Origin of the sequence: Citrobacter sp. wls706 (genome assembly GCF_005281305.1) — a bacterium.
In the GTDB taxonomy this organism is placed as follows: domain Bacteria; phylum Pseudomonadota; class Gammaproteobacteria; order Enterobacterales; family Enterobacteriaceae; genus Citrobacter; species Citrobacter werkmanii.
Genome location: NZ_SZXG01000032.1, coordinates 5,483 through 22,186, shown reverse-complemented (window position 1 = coordinate 22,186; position 16,704 = coordinate 5,483). Strand labels below are relative to the sequence as shown.

Below are 16,704 nucleotides of genomic sequence, written 5' to 3'. Positions count from 1 at the left end.
GTCGGGTCGGTCGGCGATTTTATGTTGAACTCAGACCTTCACAAGGGAAAAAAGTTTATGCTGCTAGCAGTTCTTTTGCGTTTGCGAGGGTATTGCGTGTGACTTCGCTTCCGCCAAGTAAGCGGGCTAACTCCTGCAGACGTGCGCGTTTATCAAGCGGCTGCATGTGTGTTTCCGTCATTGCGCCGTCAGTTTCTTTGCTGACATAGAAATGTTGATGACCACAACCAGCAACCTGCGGCAGGTGCGTTACGCACATTACCTGGGTTGATTCTCCCAACTGCCGCAGCATTTTGCCCACGACCGCTGCCGTCGGGCCGCTGATGCCGACATCAACCTCATCGAAAATCAGCGCCGGGGTTTCCATTTTACGTGCGGTAATAACCTGAATAGCCAGAGCGATGCGCGACAGCTCGCCGCCGGAAGCAACTTTCGCGATCGGTTGTAACGGCTGACCCGGGTTAGTGGTAACTTTAAACTCCACGCGGTCAGCACCGTCTGCGCTCAGATGATGCTCCTCAAATTTTACATCAATGCAAAAGAGACCATGCGGCATCGAAAGGGTATGCATACTCTCGGTAATGAGTTGCCCCAGTTCCTGGGCGTAATGCTGGCGCTGTTGGTGCAACCTTTTTGCTGTTTCCAGCGCCTGCTGGTGGTGATTGTTCACCGCCAGGGTTAAGGTTTCGAGCGAGTCGGCCTGATCGTCAAGTTGCTGCTGTTCATCTAACAAAGACTGATAGAACTGCGGCAGCGCTTCCGGAGAGACGTGATGCTTACGTGCCAACGAGATTTGCTTTGAAATACGCTGCTCAAGTTCGAACAAACGGTTAGGGTCTAAATCCAGACGATCGCAATAGTGGCGCAGTTCATCGCTGGCTTCGCTGAGCTGAATGGTTGCCTCTTCCAGCATATCGAGGATACCGGAAAGTTTGCCGTCCATGCCTGCCAGTTCGGTGACCAGGTGCTTTGCGGTGTACAGCTGGCTCTGCAGATTGATGTCTTCGCCATCCGCGAGGATAGCCAGAGCCTGCTGACTGGTGGTGAGCAATTGCCCGCTGTTAGCCAGACGCTTGTACTCTTCATCAATTTGCTCAAACTCGCCCGGCTGTGGGTTGAATTCGTTCAATTCTTTTAGCTGATATTGCAACAGTTCCGCCCGTGCTGCGCGCTCCTGGCTTTGTTGCTGATGATGCGCCAGATCGCGGCAGCTTTGGTGCCATAGCTGATAGCGCGCGGTCATTTCCTGGGTCAGGGACGCTTCATTGGCGTAACCATCAAGCAGGAATTTTTGGTGTTCGGATTTTGTCAGAAGCTGGTGTGCGTGCTGGCCGTGGATTTGAATCAGCAACTGGCCCAGCTCACGAAGCTGTGATAGCGGAACGGCGGTACCGTTAATAAAGCCACGGGAGCGGCCGTCGCTGCTGATAACGCGACGCAGCAAGCACTCACGGCCATCTTCAAGCTGGTTCTCTTCCAGCCAGCGCAGGGCTGCTGGGGTGTCTTTTAAGGCGAAACGGGCACAGAGGTCGGCTCGCGCAGCGCCTGCGCGCACCATGTCGGCTTCTGCGCGCCCGCCCAGGCACAAACCGAGAGCATCAATGGCAATGGACTTACCCGCACCTGTCTCACCGGTGATGACGGTCATGCCGTTCTGGAAATCGATCTCAAGTTCACGAACGATAGCAAAATTGCTGATGATCAGTTGTGCCAACATAGCTGTTTTCCTGTATGAAAAACCATAACTGTAATTACATACAGTATAAACTGGTTTTTTATACAGTAAAGAGGTTGGCGTTAAATTAGAATAATTTTTTTGACCAGCCCAGCTTGGTACTTAATGTATTGAAATAGCTGTAATCTTTTGGATGTATCAGGTTCAGATGATAATCACAGCGGCGGATCAATACGTCTTCACCTTCCTGTATCGGCAGGGCGATTTGGCTGTCGCAGCTGATCTCCAGATCGCTACGGCGATGAGAAAAGCGCAGGCGAATTGTGCTGCTACTGTTGATCACCAGCGGGCGCGCAGAAAGCGTATGCGGGAACATCGGCACCAGCGTAATGGCATCCAGGGAAGGTGTCAGAATTGGGCCTCCGGCAGAGAGCGAGTAGGCGGTAGAGCCGGTAGGCGTAGAGATAATTAGCCCGTCGGAACGCTGAGAGAAGGCAAAGATTTCATCGATATACACTTCGAACTCAATCATATGCGCCACTTTGCCTGGATGCAGCACCACTTCGTTGATCGCGGTGCTGATGCGCTTTTGGCAATCCTGTTGGCATACCTGGGCTTCGAGTAAAAAGCGTTTTTCGCTGATGTAGTGGCCTTCCAGTACGTCAGCTAACTGTTGGTGGGCATTGTCTGGATCAAGGTCGGTGAGGAAACCGAGGTTACCGCGGTTAATTCCGATAACCTTGATGTCATAACGTGCCAGGGTGCGCGCAGCGCCCAGCATATTGCCGTCGCCGCCGACGACTACGGCGAGGTCTGCCTGCTGGCCAATCTCCGCGAGCGTACCGGTTTTCACATTTTTCAGCTGTAGCTCGTGCGCGATTTGTTGCTCCACGATAACCTCATAACCTTTGGCGCACAGCCAGCGGTAGAGCATTTCATGTGTTGTCAGTGCAGTGGGGTGACGTGGATGCCCCACAATGCCAATACACTTGAAATGATTGTTCATTTTCTCGAGGTCCTTGTAACGAAGATTAGTGACAATGTGAGTACTTCCCTTGAAACCCTGAATCTTATCCCCATAATAATCCAGGTTAGCGAGATGAATGCGAAAAAAACGCGGAGAAATTCATGAGTAGTAAAGAACAGAAAACGCCTGAGGGGCAAGCCCCGGAAGAAATTATCATGGATCAGCACGAAGAAGTTGAGGCGGTTGAACCAGACGCTTCTGCTGAGCAGGTGGATCCGCGCGATGAAAAAATTGCGAATCTGGAAGCTCAGCTTGCTGAAGCCGAAACTCGCGAGCGCGACAGCGTGTTGCGTATCAAAGCGGAAATGGAAAACCTGCGTCGTCGTACCGAACTGGATGTAGAAAAAGCGCATAAATTTGCGCTGGAAAAATTCGTCAACGAGCTGCTGCCGGTGCTGGACAGTCTGGATCGTGCGCTGGAAGTGGCGGACAAAGACAATGATGCGATGGCACCAATGATTGAAGGTATTGAGCTGACGCGTAAGTCAATGCTGGATGTGGTGGCGAAGTTTGGTGTGCAGGTGGTTGCGGATATAGATGTGCCGATGGACCCTAACGTGCATCAGGCCATTGCAATGGTAGAGTCTGACGACGTTGCCGCCGGTAATGTGCTGATGGTAATGCAGAAAGGCTATACCCTGAACGGACGTACCATCCGTGCGGCGATGGTCTCCGTGGCGAAAGCCAAAGGCTAATCAGCCCTGGGCCGGGTAATGCTGATGCGCTACCCGGCCCGGACTATGCTCACTGGTCCGCTACACTCTCGCGCAGTGGTGTAACCGGCAACACCTGTACCTGTTTAATCATATTGTCCTGCACGTCGAGAATATCGATATCGTACTGCCCAATACGCACTCGTGTGCCAGCTACCGGGATCTCTTCCAGCGCTTCAAGAATAATACCGTTCACGGTACGTGCGTCATCCTCCGGCAGGTGCCAGTTAAACGCCTTATTGATTTCACGAACGTTGGCGCTGCCGTCAATGATCACTGAGCCATCATTCTGCGGCGTCACCTCTTCAGCAAGCGTCGGTGACATTGATGTGGTGAAATCGCCGACAATCTCTTCCAGAATATCTTCGACCGTGACCAGCCCCTGAATATCGCCATATTCATTGACCACCAGACCCACTTTCTTCTTATTGCGCTGAAATTTAATGAGCTGGGTGCTGAGGGGCGTACCTTCCGGGACGTAATAAATTTCGTCGGCCGCGCGTAACATGGTCTCTTTGGTGAACTCTTTTTTCTCCGCCATTAATCGCCAGGCTTCGCGTACGCGCAGCATACTGATGGCATCGTCGAGTGAGTCGCGGTACAGCACAATGCGACCGTGAGGGGAGTGCGAAAGCTGGCGCACGATTGATTTCCAGTCGTCGTTAATATCAATGCCGATGATTTCACTGCGCGGCACCATGATGTCATCGACGCTGACTTTTTCCAGATCCAGCACGGACAGCAGCATATCCTGATTACGACGCGAGATTTGGGAGCGCGATTCATTGACCAGCGTTCGCAGTTCATCTTTACTCAGCGAACCGCTCACCACGATATCTGTTTTGATACCCATCATGCGCATCAGCAGGCGGGTAATGGTATTAAGCAACCACACCAGCGGCATCATGATGATTTGTAGGGGAGCCAGCAAAAAACTGCTCGGGTAGGCGACTTTTTCTGGATACAGCGCGGCAATGGTCTTTGGCAGTACTTCGGCAAAAACCAGCACCACAAACGTTAGCACCCCGGTGGCGATGGCGACGCCGGCATCGCCATACAGGCGCATACCGACAATAGTGCCAAGCGCGGAGGCCAGAATATTCACCAGGTTATTACCGATCAGTACCAGACTTATCAGGCGATCCGGTTTGCGAAGTAACTTTTCAACGCGTTTTGCCTGACGATTACCCTGCTTGGCCCGATGCCGCAGACGATAGCGATTCAGGGTCATCATTCCGGTTTCAGAACCGGAAAAATAGGCGGAAATGACCACCATGATGAGAAGCGTGACAATGAGCGTGGTGGTGGAGATGTGTTCCACGTAGGGTTCCTTAAAGATTTAACTCACGAACTGCTGCAGTATACGGCTGCCGAAATAGGCCAGCGTCAGAATGACTGCGCCTGCGACGTTAAACCATACGACGCGACGTCCGCGCCAGCCTTCATGGTAATGCCCCCACAACAGAACGATATAGACAAACCATGCCACGATAGAAAGAACGGCTTTATCAATATTCTCAGTACTGAACAGGTTATGCATGTAAAACAGGCCAGTACACAGAGTGAGCGTCAGCAGAACCACACCGATCTGGGTGATATGAAACATTTTCCGCTCAATGCTCATCAGTGGCGGCATTTCATTACTGAACGCCAGTTTTTTGTTTTTCAGCTGATAGTCGATCCACGCCAGTTGTAACGCATAGAGCGCGGCAATAATCAGCGTGGCATAAGCAAACAGCGATAACCCGATGTGAATCATCATGCCCGGTGTCGCTTCGAGATGGGTGATGAACTCGTTAGGCATAAACGTCGCGAACGCGAGGTTGATCAGGGCAAAGGCGTAGACAATGGGCAGTAATAGCCAGCCACGATTGCGGGAAGCGACGATAGTCATTACCGTGCAGATCATCAGGCTAACCAGTGAGCCTACGTTCAACAGGCTCAGGTTTTGTCCGCTTTCACCGCCGGGCAGGATACGCGCTTCCAGGGCAATAGCATGGCTTACCAGCGCGACGACCGCAGAAAGAATAGCCATACGCCGCCAGCCGCTGTTTTTTTGCAGCAGGGCGGGAATAATCAGCGCAAGGCTGACTGAGTAGGCGACAAGGGCGAGCAGAGCAAAAACGGGCATATTAGGTGTCGACAGTTGGCCAGTGATAAAGAAAAGCAGTATAGCGTTACGTGACCGCTGCTCCAACCGTTGCATAACAACAAAGGCGGCTTCATGTTATACTGCGACAAATTTCTGTTGATGTGTCGCTGTCGCGACCGACCGTTTCCACCCCAGGCGAGAGACAATGTTTGATAATTTAACCGATCGTTTGTCGCGCACGCTGCGCAATATCAGTGGCCGTGGACGCCTTACTGAAGACAACGTTAAAGAGACGCTGCGCGAAGTGCGCATGGCGCTGCTGGAGGCTGATGTAGCGCTGCCGGTAGTGCGTGAGTTTATCAATCGCGTAAAAGAGAAAGCGGTTGGTCATGAAGTTAACAAAAGCCTGACGCCGGGTCAGGAGTTCGTCAAGATTGTCCGTAACGAGCTGGTTGCGGCAATGGGCGAAGAAAACCAGACCCTGAATCTGGCTGCTCAGCCGCCTGCCGTCGTACTGATGGCGGGCTTGCAGGGTGCGGGTAAAACGACCAGCGTTGGTAAGCTGGGGAAATTCCTGCGTGAGAAGCACAAGAAGAAAGTGCTGGTGGTCTCCGCGGACGTTTATCGCCCGGCGGCGATTAAACAGCTGGAAACGCTGGCCGAGCAGGTCGGTGTGGACTTCTTCCCGTCGGATGTCGGTCAAAAACCGGTCGATATCGTCAACGCCGCGCTGAAAGAAGCCAAACTCAAATTCTACGACGTGCTGCTGGTGGATACCGCCGGTCGTCTGCACGTTGACGAAGCGATGATGGACGAAATCAAACAGGTCCACGCTTCTATCAAGCCGGTAGAAACGCTGTTTGTCGTCGATGCGATGACCGGCCAGGATGCTGCGAATACCGCAAAAGCCTTTAACGAAGCGTTGCCGTTAACCGGCGTGGTGCTGACCAAAGTTGATGGTGATGCTCGTGGCGGTGCGGCGCTCTCTATTCGTCATATCACCGGCAAGCCGATTAAATTCCTCGGTGTCGGCGAGAAAACCGAAGCGCTGGAGCCTTTCCACCCGGATCGTATTGCTTCACGTATTCTCGGCATGGGCGACGTGCTGTCGCTGATCGAAGATATCGAAAGCAAAGTTGACCGCGCGCAGGCAGAGAAATTAGCCAGCAAGCTGAAAAAAGGCGACGGCTTCGATCTCAACGATTTCCTTGAGCAGCTCAAGCAGATGAAAAACATGGGCGGTATGGCAAGCCTGATGGGCAAACTGCCGGGCATGGGTCAGATCCCTGACAATGTGAAATCGCAGATGGACGATAAAGTACTGGTGCGTATGGAAGCCATCATCAACTCGATGACGATGAAAGAACGCGCTAAGCCGGAAATCATCAAAGGTTCCCGTAAACGCCGCATTGCCACCGGTTGCGGCATGCAGGTACAGGACGTTAACCGCCTTCTGAAACAGTTCGACGACATGCAGCGCATGATGAAGAAAATGAAGAAAGGCGGGATGGCGAAGATGATGCGGAGTATGAAGGGGATGATGCCGCCAGGCTTCCCGGGTCGCTAATTTCCCGGCCTGGCTTACTTGCTACTTCGGCACCGGGGTGTGCTCGCCATCCTCACGTACTGTGTGTACGCTGCGGTGGCTGCGCGCACGCCGGCACCGAACTCGCTGCGCCGCCGACGGCCTTCTACAGCAGAGTTATTAACTGTTGATTGCTTTTTTCCCAGAAATCAGTAAAATTTTCGGGCTTTTAATATGACACCGGGTCCCTTCCCTCGATGGGGCCCGGTGTTTTATTCACACAAGAGGATGTTATGGTTACTATTCGTTTAGCTCGTCACGGCGCTAAAAAGCGTCCGTTCTACCAGGTTGTTGTTACCGACAGCCGTAATGCACGCAACGGTCGCTTCATCGAGCGCGTTGGCTTCTTTAACCCAATCGCTAGCGAAAAAGAAGAAGGCACTCGCCTGGATCTGGATCGCATCGCTCACTGGGTTGGCCAGGGCGCGACTATTTCTGATCGCGTAGCTACGCTGATCAAAGCAGCAAACAAAGCAGCTTAATCTGTCACGGTGGTCATGATGAGCAAGCAACTCGCCGCGCAGGCTCCTGTGGAACCCATCGTTTTGGGGAAAATGGGGTCTTCTTACGGTATTCGTGGTTGGCTCAGAGTGTTTTCTTCCACTGAAGACGCCGAAAGCATTTTTGACTATCAGCCCTGGTTTATCCAGAAGGCGGGTCAGTGGCAGCAAGTACAGCTGGAAAGCTGGAAGCACCACAATCAGGATCTGATCATCAAGCTGAAAGGCGTTGACGATCGTGATTCGGCGAATCTACTGACCAATTGCGAAATTGTCGTGGATTCCTCGCAGTTGCCAGCGCTGGAAGATGGTTCCTACTACTGGAAAGACCTTATGGGCTGCCAGGTAGTGACCACCGAAGGCTACGATCTCGGTAAAGTCGTCGATATGATGGAAACCGGTTCGAATGACGTCATCGTCATCAAGGCAAACCTGAAAGATGCGTTTGGTATCAAGGAACGTCTTGTACCGTTCCTCGATGGGCAGGTTATCAAGAAAGTCGATCTCGCTACTCGTACTATCGAAGTAGATTGGGATCCTGGTTTTTAAACCACCGGATAAACGGTAAAAGTCGGCGTTATGGGGATTGGCTTGTGTTTATAGGTATCGTTAGCCTGTTTCCTGAAATGTTCCGCGCAATTACCGATTACGGGGTAACTGGCCGGGCAGTAAAAAATGGCCTGCTGAACATCCAGAGCTGGAGTCCTCGAGACTTTACTCATGACCGGCACCGTACCGTGGACGATCGTCCTTACGGCGGCGGACCGGGGATGTTAATGATGGTGCAACCCTTACGGGACGCCATTCATGCAGCAAAAGCTGCGGCTGGTGAAGGCGCAAAGGTGATTTATCTGTCACCTCAGGGACGCAAGCTTGATCAAGCGGGCGTCAGCGAACTGGCCACGAATCAAAAGCTGATTCTGGTGTGTGGTCGCTATGAAGGTATCGATGAGCGCGTGATTCAAACCGAAATTGATGAAGAATGGTCAATCGGCGATTACGTCCTCAGCGGTGGTGAGTTACCGGCAATGACGCTGATCGACTCCGTTTCCCGGTTTATTCCGGGGGTTCTGGGTCATGAAGCATCAGCAATCGAAGATTCGTTTGCTGACGGGTTGCTGGACTGTCCACACTATACCCGACCTGAAGTGTTAGAGCAGATGGAAGTACCGGCAGTATTACTGTCGGGGAACCACGCTGAGATACGTCGCTGGCGTTTGAAACAGTCGCTGGGCCGGACCTGGCTTAGAAGACCTGAACTTCTGGAAAACCTGGCTCTGACTGAAGAGCAAGCAAGGTTGCTGGCGGAGTTCAAAAAGGAACACGCACAACAGCAACATAAACATGATGGGCAGGCGTAAGCCCCCAATATCAGTTTACCCAGGATAAGAGATTAAATTATGAGCAACATTATTAAGCAACTTGAACAAGAACAGATGAAGCAGGACGTACCTTCCTTCCGTCCGGGTGATACCGTGGAAGTGAAAGTATGGGTTGTTGAAGGTTCCAAAAAACGTCTGCAGGCATTTGAGGGCGTGGTTATCGCTATTCGTAGCCGCGGTCTGCACTCTGCATTCACTGTTCGTAAAATTTCCAACGGCGAAGGCGTTGAGCGTGTCTTCCAGACTCACTCTCCGGTAGTTGACAGCATTGCTGTTAAACGTCGTGGTGCTGTTCGTAAAGCTAAACTGTACTACCTGCGTGAGCGCACTGGTAAGTCTGCTCGTATCAAAGAGCGTCTTAACTAAGATTCGCGCAAGCGACATCCTGTTAGAAAAGGGCTGGCCGAAAGGCTGGCCCTTTTTTTATCGCGATATTTACTGATGGGAACAGACTGACTGCCGGGGGACTTTACATACTCTCTGGATACAGTCAGCCGGGGATGATTACGGTGTGGCGATCACTACCGCGACACGGCGGTTTTCAGCGCGACCTTTAGAGGTCTGGTTACTGGCGATAGGGTATTTCTTCCCGAGTCCCTGGGTGGTCAGATTGGTACGGGGAATATTAGCGCCTTGTGCCCAGGCATCGGCCACGACATTTGCGCGTTTGAGCGACAGAGCTTCGTTGTAGCTGTCTTCGCCGTAGTTATCCGTATGACCGTCCAGACGTGCATGGTTTAGCCCGGTAGCAGCCAGTTTGGATGCCATTTCCTGAATCTGCTTTTCACTTTCCGGACGGAGCTTATAGTCGTTTTTATCAAACAGGATATTGTCAGACAGGCCAAGAGACCAGTCTCCTGAAACTTCGCTAAATCCGTACGATTTCATAGCTGCAATTTGCTCTGGGGTAAATTTTCCCTGAGGTGCCTGACAGCCTGCCACGATCAGTAAAAGCAGAAAAAACGGTGAAAATAGACGTTTTAACATGTGTGTAATTCCTTATTTAATAATGCGTTCAGAACGCAAATGTTTGGCCTGATACATATTTTGATCGGCAAGTTCTTGTAATTTCTCGGCAGAGGCATGTTCCCACGTCAGCGCAAAGCCAATGCTGAGTGTCATGCTTGCCAGATGACCATTGTGCAGGTCAAAAGGTCGGTTAAACGCTTGCGACAGTGCGGCACAGATACGCTGAACTTCGTATTCTGAGTGAACGCTATACAGCACCATGGCAAACTCATCGCCGCCAAGCCTGTAGGGGTGATGTCGATCACCTCCAAACTCGGCCAGCCTTTTTGCAACTTCAATCAGGACACGGTCGCCCGCTGCGTGGCCCCAGGTATCGTTAATAAATTTAAAATTATCACCATCAAGGAATAGCAATGCAGAACTGCTGCGGGCAGCATCGTCGTTCATCAGGGCGTTAATGCTGCTGCGAAATGCGGCGCGATTTGCCAGTCCTGTCAGAGGATCATGTAACGCGGTACGCAAAAGCTGAGCGTTCTTTGCCTGCAACCGAAGTTGCCATTCCTCCATTTCGTCCAGTAGGCTATTGAAATCCTGGGCAAAAAGATGAAATTCTTCGATACGTTCTTCTGAAACACGTCGTGAAAAGTTACGGTTGGTACGGACATCATGTACCACCTCGGTTATATTTTGCAGGGCTTCTACTACGCCATTGTGCAAATAGCGAGTGAGCATTAATGCAATGCCTGATGCCAGCAGAATGCATCCGGTAAGAACGGCCAGCGACAGATAAATGAAATGGCTGATCACGCTATCGCGTGCCGTCAGGCGCACTTCACCAATCACGCTGCCATTGTGCAAAATGGGCTGTGTGACCGGTTGCGGAAACAGCCAGTGGCTGATCAGACCGCTGATCTTTTCAGTGGTGTCCTGCGCGTCATAGCGCCAGGTGGCAATCACGTTCTGATTTTTATTACGCACTTCCGCTACGGAAAACTGCCCTTGTTGCCCTAGCGCCGCCAGTGTTTCTGTGGCCGCAACACTGTCAGAAAAGACTAATGCAGCTTCAAGTGTCCGAGTCATAGTGGCTGCGGTCAGGTCCAGGTTCTTTTGCGCATACTGTCTTAATGCCAGCACGGAGGAAATGCTAAGCAGTAGCCAGATCAACGTCATGGTGACCAGGACGCTGATTATGCTGATACGCCGTAATGTCCGCTTAAACGTCGGGCGTGTTATGGGAGAATGGCCCTTATCCATGCTTTTTATTCCGTGCAAGCATCAATACGTCTGGACTGACCCTTACGCCACTGCGTGAAAGGGAATCCATATTTACGGAAAATCTCACATCTTCATCTTTAATTATGAGGCAAAAGGCACTGCCAATAACGCATTCGGGATTCTGTTCAGCGATTAATAACAGTGCCTTTGTCGGATATTTATTCTTTAATTCCACCTGATAACCAGGGGATTCTTTTCCAAAATAAAAACCATCACACTGCGCAACTAATATTTCTTGTTCCGTACGAATGATGACGGGAAGATAGGGTAAAGCACCAGTACTGGTATCTACCAGTACACTGGAAAAACGCGATGAAGAGAAAATACACAGTTTTGGTGGCCCGGAAAGTGAAGGCCAGTGTGTATAACTGACGATGCCGGAAACCATCGCGCGTACAGATTTTGCTTCTTCCGTAACGCTCTGGGCGTACAGCGGTAATCCGGTCAGGAGCAGTGCCAGTAGAAGTATGAGTCGGTAAGAATAGCTCATGAATAGTTACCTACCAGCGGTTGCCGTAAAGCGTCGAAATACACTCAAGATTGTTTGAGACAAAATAACATTATTTTCCTAAGTCGTCATTATTCCGGGTATAAAGCTATTGATAATTTAAGTTAAATCTTATGTGCTTATAAAATATAAGCTATTGTTTAATTTAATCTTATAGAGGCATTAGCTTCGTTTTCCCCTTTTTGCCAGGCGTTGTGTAACTGGTCAACATTTTCGACCGTATCGCAACTTGGGGGAAAGGTTTTCCCGGCCAGACCCCTGGCGTAAACAAAATCCTGCTGGCAGGTTTTACGTTGTCCCTCGGCGTAACCCTTAAGATATTCCGTACGATCGACTTCTGGATCATTGTAATTGTCGGCAAGAATTTCATTATCTTTAACCGCATAGCCTGAAATGGCATCGCGTATCCCGGCATCGTACCAGTCGGTTCCTGTCCAGGTAGGAGCGTGAGTGTAGGGATCTATCTGACAGCCGCTCAGAAGTAGTATCAATAAGGTGCTGATGAGTTGCTTCATTGCCTGTTCTCCCGCGTTTTTTTAAGCATAGTGGATCTGATATTGGGCGGGTGTAAATTTAAATATACATACAGATGGGCTTTATTTAGTACTTAATAGCATGATGTAAAGTAAAATTTACGGATTATGGATTGAAATCTTTACCTGTTGTGATATCGTTATTTCCTCCTCGCTGAGGATCAACTATCGCAAACGAGCTAAACAGGATCACCATCATGCAAAAAGACGCGCTGAACAACGTACATATTACCGACGAACAGGTTCTGATGACTCCGGAGCAGCTGAAAGCTGAATTTCCGCTGAGCCAGGCGCAAGAGGCGCAAATCGCCCAGTCGCGTAAAACCATTTCAGATATTATCTCCGGTCGCGATCCGCGCCTGCTGGTGGTATGTGGTCCGTGCTCCATTCACGATCCTGAAATGGCAATTGAGTACGCTCGTCGATTTAAAGCCCTTGCCGCAGAGGTCAGCGATAACCTCTACCTGGTGATGCGCGTCTATTTTGAAAAACCCCGTACTACCGTTGGTTGGAAAGGGTTAATTAACGATCCTCATATGGATGGCTCTTTTGATGTTGAAGCAGGACTGAAAATTGCGCGTCAGCTGCTGCTTGAACTGGTAAATATGGGACTTCCGCTGGCAACTGAAGCTCTGGATCCTAATAGCCCGCAGTACCTGGGCGATCTGTTTAGCTGGTCAGCAATCGGTGCGCGTACCACGGAATCACAGACTCACCGTGAAATGGCTTCTGGTCTTTCGATGCCGGTTGGCTTTAAGAACGGCACTGACGGCAGCCTGGCCACCGCTATCAATGCCATGCGTGCCGCGGCGCAGTCACACCGTTTTGTCGGTATTAACCAGGCAGGGCAGGTAGCGCTGCTGCAAACTCAGGGCAATCCGGACGGTCATGTGATCCTGCGTGGCGGCAAAGCGCCGAACTACAGCCCGGCAGATGTTGCCCAATGCGAAAAAGAGATGGAGCAGGCGGGACTAAGACCTTCCCTGATGGTAGATTGCAGTCATGGTAACTCCAATAAAGATTACCGCCGTCAGCCTGCCGTGGCTGAATCCGTGATTGCGCAAATCAAAGATGGCAATCGCTCGATCATTGGTTTGATGATTGAAAGTAATATTCATGAAGGCAACCAGTCTTCCGAACAGCCGCGCAGCGCAATGAAATACGGTGTGTCCGTAACCGATGCGTGCATTAGCTGGGAAATGACGGATGCGCTGCTGCGTGAAATTAGCCAGGATTTAAACGGCCAGCTGTCGGCGCGTGTAGCATAAGAGGTTGGTTATGGTTGCTGAATTGACCGCATTACGCGATCAAATTGATGAAGTCGACAAGGCGCTGCTGGATTTGCTGGCACGCCGCCTGGAGCTGGTTGCTGAAGTCGGTGAAGTAAAAAGCCGCTTTGGGCTGCCGATTTACGTGCCGGAGCGGGAGGCCTCTATGTTGGCTTCACGCCGCGCGGAAGCGGAAGCCCTTGGCGTACCGCCGGATCTGATTGAAGATGTGCTGCGCCGGGTTATGCGCGAGTCCTACTCCAGTGAAAATGACAAAGGATTTAAAACGCTTTGTCCTTCTCTGCGACCGGTGGTGATCGTCGGCGGCGGTGGTCAGATGGGGCGTCTTTTCGAAAAAATGCTCACTCTGTCAGGTTATCAGGTGCGGATCCTGGAACAGCAGGACTGGGATCGCGCGCCGGAGATCGTCTCTGATGCAGGCATGGTGATCGTCAGCGTGCCGATCCACGTCACCGAGCAGGTGATCGCCAAATTACCGCGTCTGCCGTCTGACTGTATTCTGGTCGATTTGGCATCGGTGAAAAATGGTCCTTTACAGGCGATGCTGGCAGCGCACGATGGTCCGGTGGTGGGGTTACATCCCATGTTTGGTCCGGACAGCGGCAGTCTGGCAAAACAGGTGGTTGTCTGGTGTGATGGACGTCAGCCGGAAGCCTATCAGTGGTTTCTGGAACAGATTCAGGTCTGGGGCGCGCGGCTGCATCGGATCAGCGCCGTTGAACACGACCAGAATATGGCGTTTATTCAGGCCTTGCGGCACTTTGCGACCTTTGCCTATGGTCTGCATCTGGCGGAAGAAAACGTGCAACTGGAACAATTGCTGGCGCTCTCTTCGCCGATTTACCGCCTTGAGCTGGCGATGGTTGGACGCCTGTTTGCCCAGGATCCGCAGCTTTATGCCGATATCATTATGTCGTCTGAGAGCAACCTTGCGCTGATCAAACGCTACTATCAACGTTTTGGTGAGGCGATTGGTTTACTGGAGCAGGGCGATAAGCAAGCGTTTATCGACAGCTTCCGTAAGGTGGAACACTGGTTTGGCGATTATGCGAAACGCTTCCAGAGCGAAAGCCGTACGCTGTTGCGTCAGGCGAATGACAGCCGTCCTTAAGTAAGATGCCGGATAAGCCTGGCGCCATCCGGCATTGTCACGTTAACTCGGATCGACCGGCACCACGTTCTCACTCGGGTAACATCCCAGCACCTTCATCGAACGCGTAATCTCCCCCAATTCCTTTAACGCCTTTTGCATTTGGGGGGATTCCAGATTGGCCTGGATATCAAGATAAAACATCTCTTCCCATGGATTGCCGTGAATCGGGCGTGACTCCAGTTTAGTCATAATCAGATTATGGTTGCGCAGTACCAGCAGCGCTTCAACCAGCGCACCGGCCTGTTGGCCTGTTGCCATCAGCAGTGTGGTTTTCGCCGGAACCTGGTCGGAAACATTGATAGCCTTGCGTGCCAGTACAACAAAGCGGGTGATGTTTTGTGTCTGGTTAGCTTCGATATGCTCGAGAACCTGCAAACCATACAGTACGCCTCCGGCTTCGCTCCCCAGTGCGGCTACGCGCGGTGAGTTAGCTTGTGCAACTTTTTCCATCGCCGCTGAGGTGCTTTCGGTGTACTCAATCTTCCAGTGTGGGTAACGGCTCAGGAACTTGCTGCACTGTTGGAACGGCTGCGGGTGGCTGTATACCGTATCAATAGTCTCGAGATCGGTTGTGCCGGATACCAGTACGCAGTGGTCAATCGTAATAGTCATCTCGCCAACGATAGACAGACTGGTGTGCTGCAGCAGGTCGTAGACGTCGTTAATCCCACCGGAGCTGGTGTTTTCAATCGGGACGACTGCATAGTCAGCTTGTCCGGTTTCGACCTGATTAAAGATATCGGCAAATTTCGCGCAACCGCTTTCAATGAATTGTTCAAAATGACGGGCAGCATACTGACGTGCGGCGAGGTGTGAGTATGAGCCTTTTGGTCCAAGGAAGGCGACGCGCGCGGAATGCGGGTTAATTTTGTTCAGGTGTTGCTGGAGCAGTGCCTGCTGAGTCAGGACGGAGTCTTCGATAATCAGTTGGAACAGGCGGGTGATATAGTGCGCGTCGAGATGATGCGCTTTGCCAAGCTGAATCAGTCGGTCTAACAGATCGCGTTCGCGGTCGATATCACGTACCGGACGATGTGAAAGCAGTTTAGCTTTACCGACTTCTACGGCCAGCCCACGCCGTTCAGCCAGCAGGGCCAGTAATTTTTCATCCAGCGAACTGATTTTATCGCGCAGCGCCAGCAATGGGTTTTCCGATGTCATAGTGTTGCCTTTCTTGTTATCAATAAAAAAGGCCCCCCGTTGTGGGAGGCCTTATTGTTCGTCTTCGCATTCTTTATCACACGACGAAACGCCTCCCATTCAGGGGAAGGTAAAAAAGAATGCGAAGAAGAACGGGACAAGTTTCATGTAATTTTCCTTTGGCTACGTCAGTAAAGTACCCGTACTGTTTTCACCCTGTCAACAAAAAACGCGCCCGAAGGCGCGTTGGCGATACACTCAATGTAAGGGACTACTCTTCTTCTGCTTCGACGAAGTTGGCGTCTTTGACTGAAGTTGTTGCACGACGGGCTTCGCCTTTGTGCTGCACTTTATTGAGCTGCCGTTCCAGCTTGTTGATCAAATCGTTAATTGCGGTGTACATATCCTCGTGTTTTGCGCTGGCGACCAGATGTCCGTTCGGTGTATTGATGGTGGCATCAGCAATGAAACCCTGTGGCTCCTTAGACAGAATGATATGTGGATTAATCAGATGAGTTTGCCATTTTTCAAGTTTGGCGAGACGGTCTGCGACATGCTGGCGAATTGCCGGAGTAATTTCCATTTGTTTACTGGTAATGTTCATTGTCATAAATTTTACCTCTTGTCTTTCCCGTCTTGGTGATTCCAGCATACCGTTCTTAATGTCAAAATGCGTGATTTAAATCACATTATTTTGTCGCTTTTTGTCAAGAAAACCTTTTTGTGAGGCACCGCAGGAACAAGCGATTTTTTACTTGAGGAATAGCAGAAAGCAGGCCATATTTGATGAGATGCGTCGGAGCTAAACCGCTTCAGTTATGGCGTAAACGGATAAAAAAACGGCAGCCCTTGGGGCTGCCGTT

General features: G+C 51.1%; 19 protein-coding genes and 1 other annotated feature. Of the genes, 8 read left to right on the top strand and 11 right to left on the bottom strand.

Annotation, left to right across the window (positions count from 1 at the left end):
* Nucleotides 1-55: 55 nt before the first annotated feature.
* Entirely contained in the window at nt 56-1,717 is a 1,662-nt protein-coding gene (gene recN, locus FDW92_RS13475) for a DNA repair protein RecN (RefSeq protein ID WP_042313282.1), read from the bottom strand.
* Nucleotides 1,718-1,802: 85 nt separating this feature from the next.
* On the bottom strand, nt 1,803-2,681 hold the full coding sequence (gene nadK / locus FDW92_RS13470; protein WP_042313284.1) for an NAD(+) kinase: 879 nt from the start codon (nt 2,679-2,681) through the stop codon (nt 1,803-1,805).
* Between the two features lie 122 nt (nt 2,682-2,803).
* On the opposite strand from nadK, the gene grpE reads away from it, so the two are divergent.
* The gene (gene grpE, locus FDW92_RS13465; RefSeq protein WP_038642760.1) at nt 2,804-3,397 is read left to right on the top strand and encodes a nucleotide exchange factor GrpE; all 594 of its coding nucleotides are present in this window, start codon (nt 2,804-2,806) and stop codon (nt 3,395-3,397) included.
* A gap of 49 nt (nt 3,398-3,446) precedes the next feature.
* On the opposite strand, the gene FDW92_RS13460 is transcribed toward grpE, so the two are convergent.
* Both FDW92_RS13460 and FDW92_RS13455 read right to left on the bottom strand, forming a co-directional pair.
* Nucleotides 3,447-4,736 carry an HlyC/CorC family transporter gene (locus tag FDW92_RS13460; protein WP_137349537.1) on the bottom strand — a complete coding sequence of 430 codons (1,290 nt, stop codon included), beginning with the start codon at nt 4,734-4,736 and terminating at the stop codon, nt 3,447-3,449.
* Between the two features lie 18 nt (nt 4,737-4,754).
* Nucleotides 4,755-5,546, bottom strand: a complete 792-nt coding sequence (locus FDW92_RS13455) for an inner membrane protein YpjD (protein ID WP_042313291.1) — start codon at nt 5,544-5,546, stop codon at nt 4,755-4,757.
* Between the two features lie 166 nt (nt 5,547-5,712).
* Between FDW92_RS13455 and ffh the strand changes: the two genes are divergently transcribed.
* From ffh to rplS, 5 genes are all read left to right on the top strand, one after another.
* Entirely contained in the window at nt 5,713-7,074 is a 1,362-nt protein-coding gene (ffh, locus tag FDW92_RS13450; protein ID WP_006687321.1) for a signal recognition particle protein, read from the top strand.
* Between the two features lie 251 nt (nt 7,075-7,325).
* A complete protein-coding gene (gene rpsP, locus FDW92_RS13445; RefSeq protein WP_003031228.1) occupies nt 7,326-7,574 on the top strand; it encodes a 30S ribosomal protein S16 in 249 nt (82 codons plus the stop codon).
* A gap of 18 nt (nt 7,575-7,592) precedes the next feature.
* On the top strand, nt 7,593-8,141 hold the full coding sequence (rimM, locus tag FDW92_RS13440; protein WP_003031230.1) for a ribosome maturation factor RimM: 549 nt from the start codon (nt 7,593-7,595) through the stop codon (nt 8,139-8,141).
* 44 nt (nt 8,142-8,185) lie between these two features.
* The gene (trmD, locus tag FDW92_RS13435) at nt 8,186-8,953 is read left to right on the top strand and encodes a tRNA (guanosine(37)-N1)-methyltransferase TrmD (RefSeq protein ID WP_003031232.1); all 768 of its coding nucleotides are present in this window, start codon (nt 8,186-8,188) and stop codon (nt 8,951-8,953) included.
* 39 nt (nt 8,954-8,992) lie between these two features.
* On the top strand, nt 8,993-9,340 hold the full coding sequence (rplS, locus tag FDW92_RS13430) for a 50S ribosomal protein L19 (protein ID WP_006687325.1): 348 nt from the start codon (nt 8,993-8,995) through the stop codon (nt 9,338-9,340).
* A 138-nt stretch (nt 9,341-9,478) separates the two neighbouring features.
* Here the strand turns inward: rplS and FDW92_RS13425 are convergent, their stop codons facing one another.
* From FDW92_RS13425 to FDW92_RS13410, 4 genes are all read right to left on the bottom strand, one after another.
* The gene (locus tag FDW92_RS13425; RefSeq protein ID WP_038642755.1) at nt 9,479-9,961 is read right to left on the bottom strand and encodes an OmpA family protein; all 483 of its coding nucleotides are present in this window, start codon (nt 9,959-9,961) and stop codon (nt 9,479-9,481) included.
* A 12-nt stretch (nt 9,962-9,973) separates the two neighbouring features.
* Nucleotides 9,974-11,197: a diguanylate cyclase DgcN gene (dgcN, locus tag FDW92_RS13420; protein WP_042313293.1), complete on the bottom strand. Its 1,224-nt coding sequence runs from the start codon at nt 11,195-11,197 to the stop codon at nt 9,974-9,976.
* The gene (locus FDW92_RS13415; protein ID WP_042313295.1) at nt 11,190-11,708 is read right to left on the bottom strand and encodes a YfiR family protein; all 519 of its coding nucleotides are present in this window, start codon (nt 11,706-11,708) and stop codon (nt 11,190-11,192) included. The genes dgcN and FDW92_RS13415 overlap by 8 nt, the downstream gene beginning before the upstream one ends.
* A gap of 158 nt (nt 11,709-11,866) precedes the next feature.
* Nucleotides 11,867-12,241 (bottom strand): DUF2799 domain-containing protein, encoded by a 375-nt coding sequence (locus FDW92_RS13410; RefSeq protein ID WP_042313298.1) that lies wholly within the window; start codon nt 12,239-12,241, stop codon nt 11,867-11,869.
* Between the two features lie 215 nt (nt 12,242-12,456).
* Here FDW92_RS13410 and aroF point away from each other — a divergent pair, with 215 nt between their 5' ends.
* Nucleotides 12,457-13,527, top strand: coding sequence for a 3-deoxy-7-phosphoheptulonate synthase AroF (aroF, locus tag FDW92_RS13405; protein ID WP_042313300.1), 1,071 nt, complete (start codon nt 12,457-12,459; stop codon nt 13,525-13,527).
* Nucleotides 13,528-13,537: 10 nt separating this feature from the next.
* Nucleotides 13,538-14,659, top strand: a complete 1,122-nt coding sequence (tyrA, locus tag FDW92_RS13400; protein ID WP_003826456.1) for a bifunctional chorismate mutase/prephenate dehydrogenase — start codon at nt 13,538-13,540, stop codon at nt 14,657-14,659.
* A gap of 42 nt (nt 14,660-14,701) precedes the next feature.
* Here the strand turns inward: tyrA and pheA are convergent, their stop codons facing one another.
* The 3 genes from pheA to raiA form a co-directional block, all read right to left on the bottom strand.
* The gene (gene pheA / locus FDW92_RS13395) at nt 14,702-15,862 is read right to left on the bottom strand and encodes a bifunctional chorismate mutase/prephenate dehydratase (RefSeq protein ID WP_038642743.1); all 1,161 of its coding nucleotides are present in this window, start codon (nt 15,860-15,862) and stop codon (nt 14,702-14,704) included.
* A 22-nt stretch (nt 15,863-15,884) separates the two neighbouring features.
* Nucleotides 15,885-16,010, bottom strand: a sequence feature (Phe leader region).
* A complete protein-coding gene (gene pheL / locus FDW92_RS13390; protein WP_100250063.1) occupies nt 15,962-16,009 on the bottom strand; it encodes a pheA operon leader peptide PheL in 48 nt (15 codons plus the stop codon). Its footprint overlaps the feature before it by 48 nt.
* Before the next feature lie 102 nt (nt 16,011-16,112).
* The gene (raiA, locus tag FDW92_RS13385) at nt 16,113-16,451 is read right to left on the bottom strand and encodes a ribosome-associated translation inhibitor RaiA (protein WP_003031244.1); all 339 of its coding nucleotides are present in this window, start codon (nt 16,449-16,451) and stop codon (nt 16,113-16,115) included.
* Nucleotides 16,452-16,704: the final 253 nt, after the last annotated feature.

What these genes read in the sequence shown, in the direction of transcription:
- FDW92_RS13425 (WP_038642755.1), bottom strand. Translation starts at nt 9,961, where the DNA reads ATGTTAAAACGTCTATTTTCACCGTTTTTTCTGCTTTTACTGATCGTG.
- FDW92_RS13455 (WP_042313291.1), bottom strand. Translation starts at nt 5,546, where the DNA reads ATGCCCGTTTTTGCTCTGCTCGCCCTTGTCGCCTACTCAGTCAGCCTT.
- FDW92_RS13415 (WP_042313295.1), bottom strand. Translation starts at nt 11,708, where the DNA reads ATGAGCTATTCTTACCGACTCATACTTCTACTGGCACTGCTCCTGACC.
- pheA (WP_038642743.1), bottom strand. Translation starts at nt 15,862, where the DNA reads ATGACATCGGAAAACCCATTGCTGGCGCTGCGCGATAAAATCAGTTCG.
- rpsP (WP_003031228.1), top strand. Translation starts at nt 7,326, where the DNA reads ATGGTTACTATTCGTTTAGCTCGTCACGGCGCTAAAAAGCGTCCGTTC.
- raiA (WP_003031244.1), bottom strand. Translation starts at nt 16,451, where the DNA reads ATGACAATGAACATTACCAGTAAACAAATGGAAATTACTCCGGCAATT.
- ffh (WP_006687321.1), top strand. Translation starts at nt 5,713, where the DNA reads ATGTTTGATAATTTAACCGATCGTTTGTCGCGCACGCTGCGCAATATC.
- recN (WP_042313282.1), bottom strand. Translation starts at nt 1,717, where the DNA reads ATGTTGGCACAACTGATCATCAGCAATTTTGCTATCGTTCGTGAACTT.
- aroF (WP_042313300.1), top strand. Translation starts at nt 12,457, where the DNA reads ATGCAAAAAGACGCGCTGAACAACGTACATATTACCGACGAACAGGTT.
- grpE (WP_038642760.1), top strand. Translation starts at nt 2,804, where the DNA reads ATGAGTAGTAAAGAACAGAAAACGCCTGAGGGGCAAGCCCCGGAAGAA.
- rimM (WP_003031230.1), top strand. Translation starts at nt 7,593, where the DNA reads ATGAGCAAGCAACTCGCCGCGCAGGCTCCTGTGGAACCCATCGTTTTG.
- nadK (WP_042313284.1), bottom strand. Translation starts at nt 2,681, where the DNA reads ATGAACAATCATTTCAAGTGTATTGGCATTGTGGGGCATCCACGTCAC.
- tyrA (WP_003826456.1), top strand. Translation starts at nt 13,538, where the DNA reads ATGGTTGCTGAATTGACCGCATTACGCGATCAAATTGATGAAGTCGAC.
- FDW92_RS13410 (WP_042313298.1), bottom strand. Translation starts at nt 12,241, where the DNA reads ATGAAGCAACTCATCAGCACCTTATTGATACTACTTCTGAGCGGCTGT.
- dgcN (WP_042313293.1), bottom strand. Translation starts at nt 11,197, where the DNA reads ATGGATAAGGGCCATTCTCCCATAACACGCCCGACGTTTAAGCGGACA.
- rplS (WP_006687325.1), top strand. Translation starts at nt 8,993, where the DNA reads ATGAGCAACATTATTAAGCAACTTGAACAAGAACAGATGAAGCAGGAC.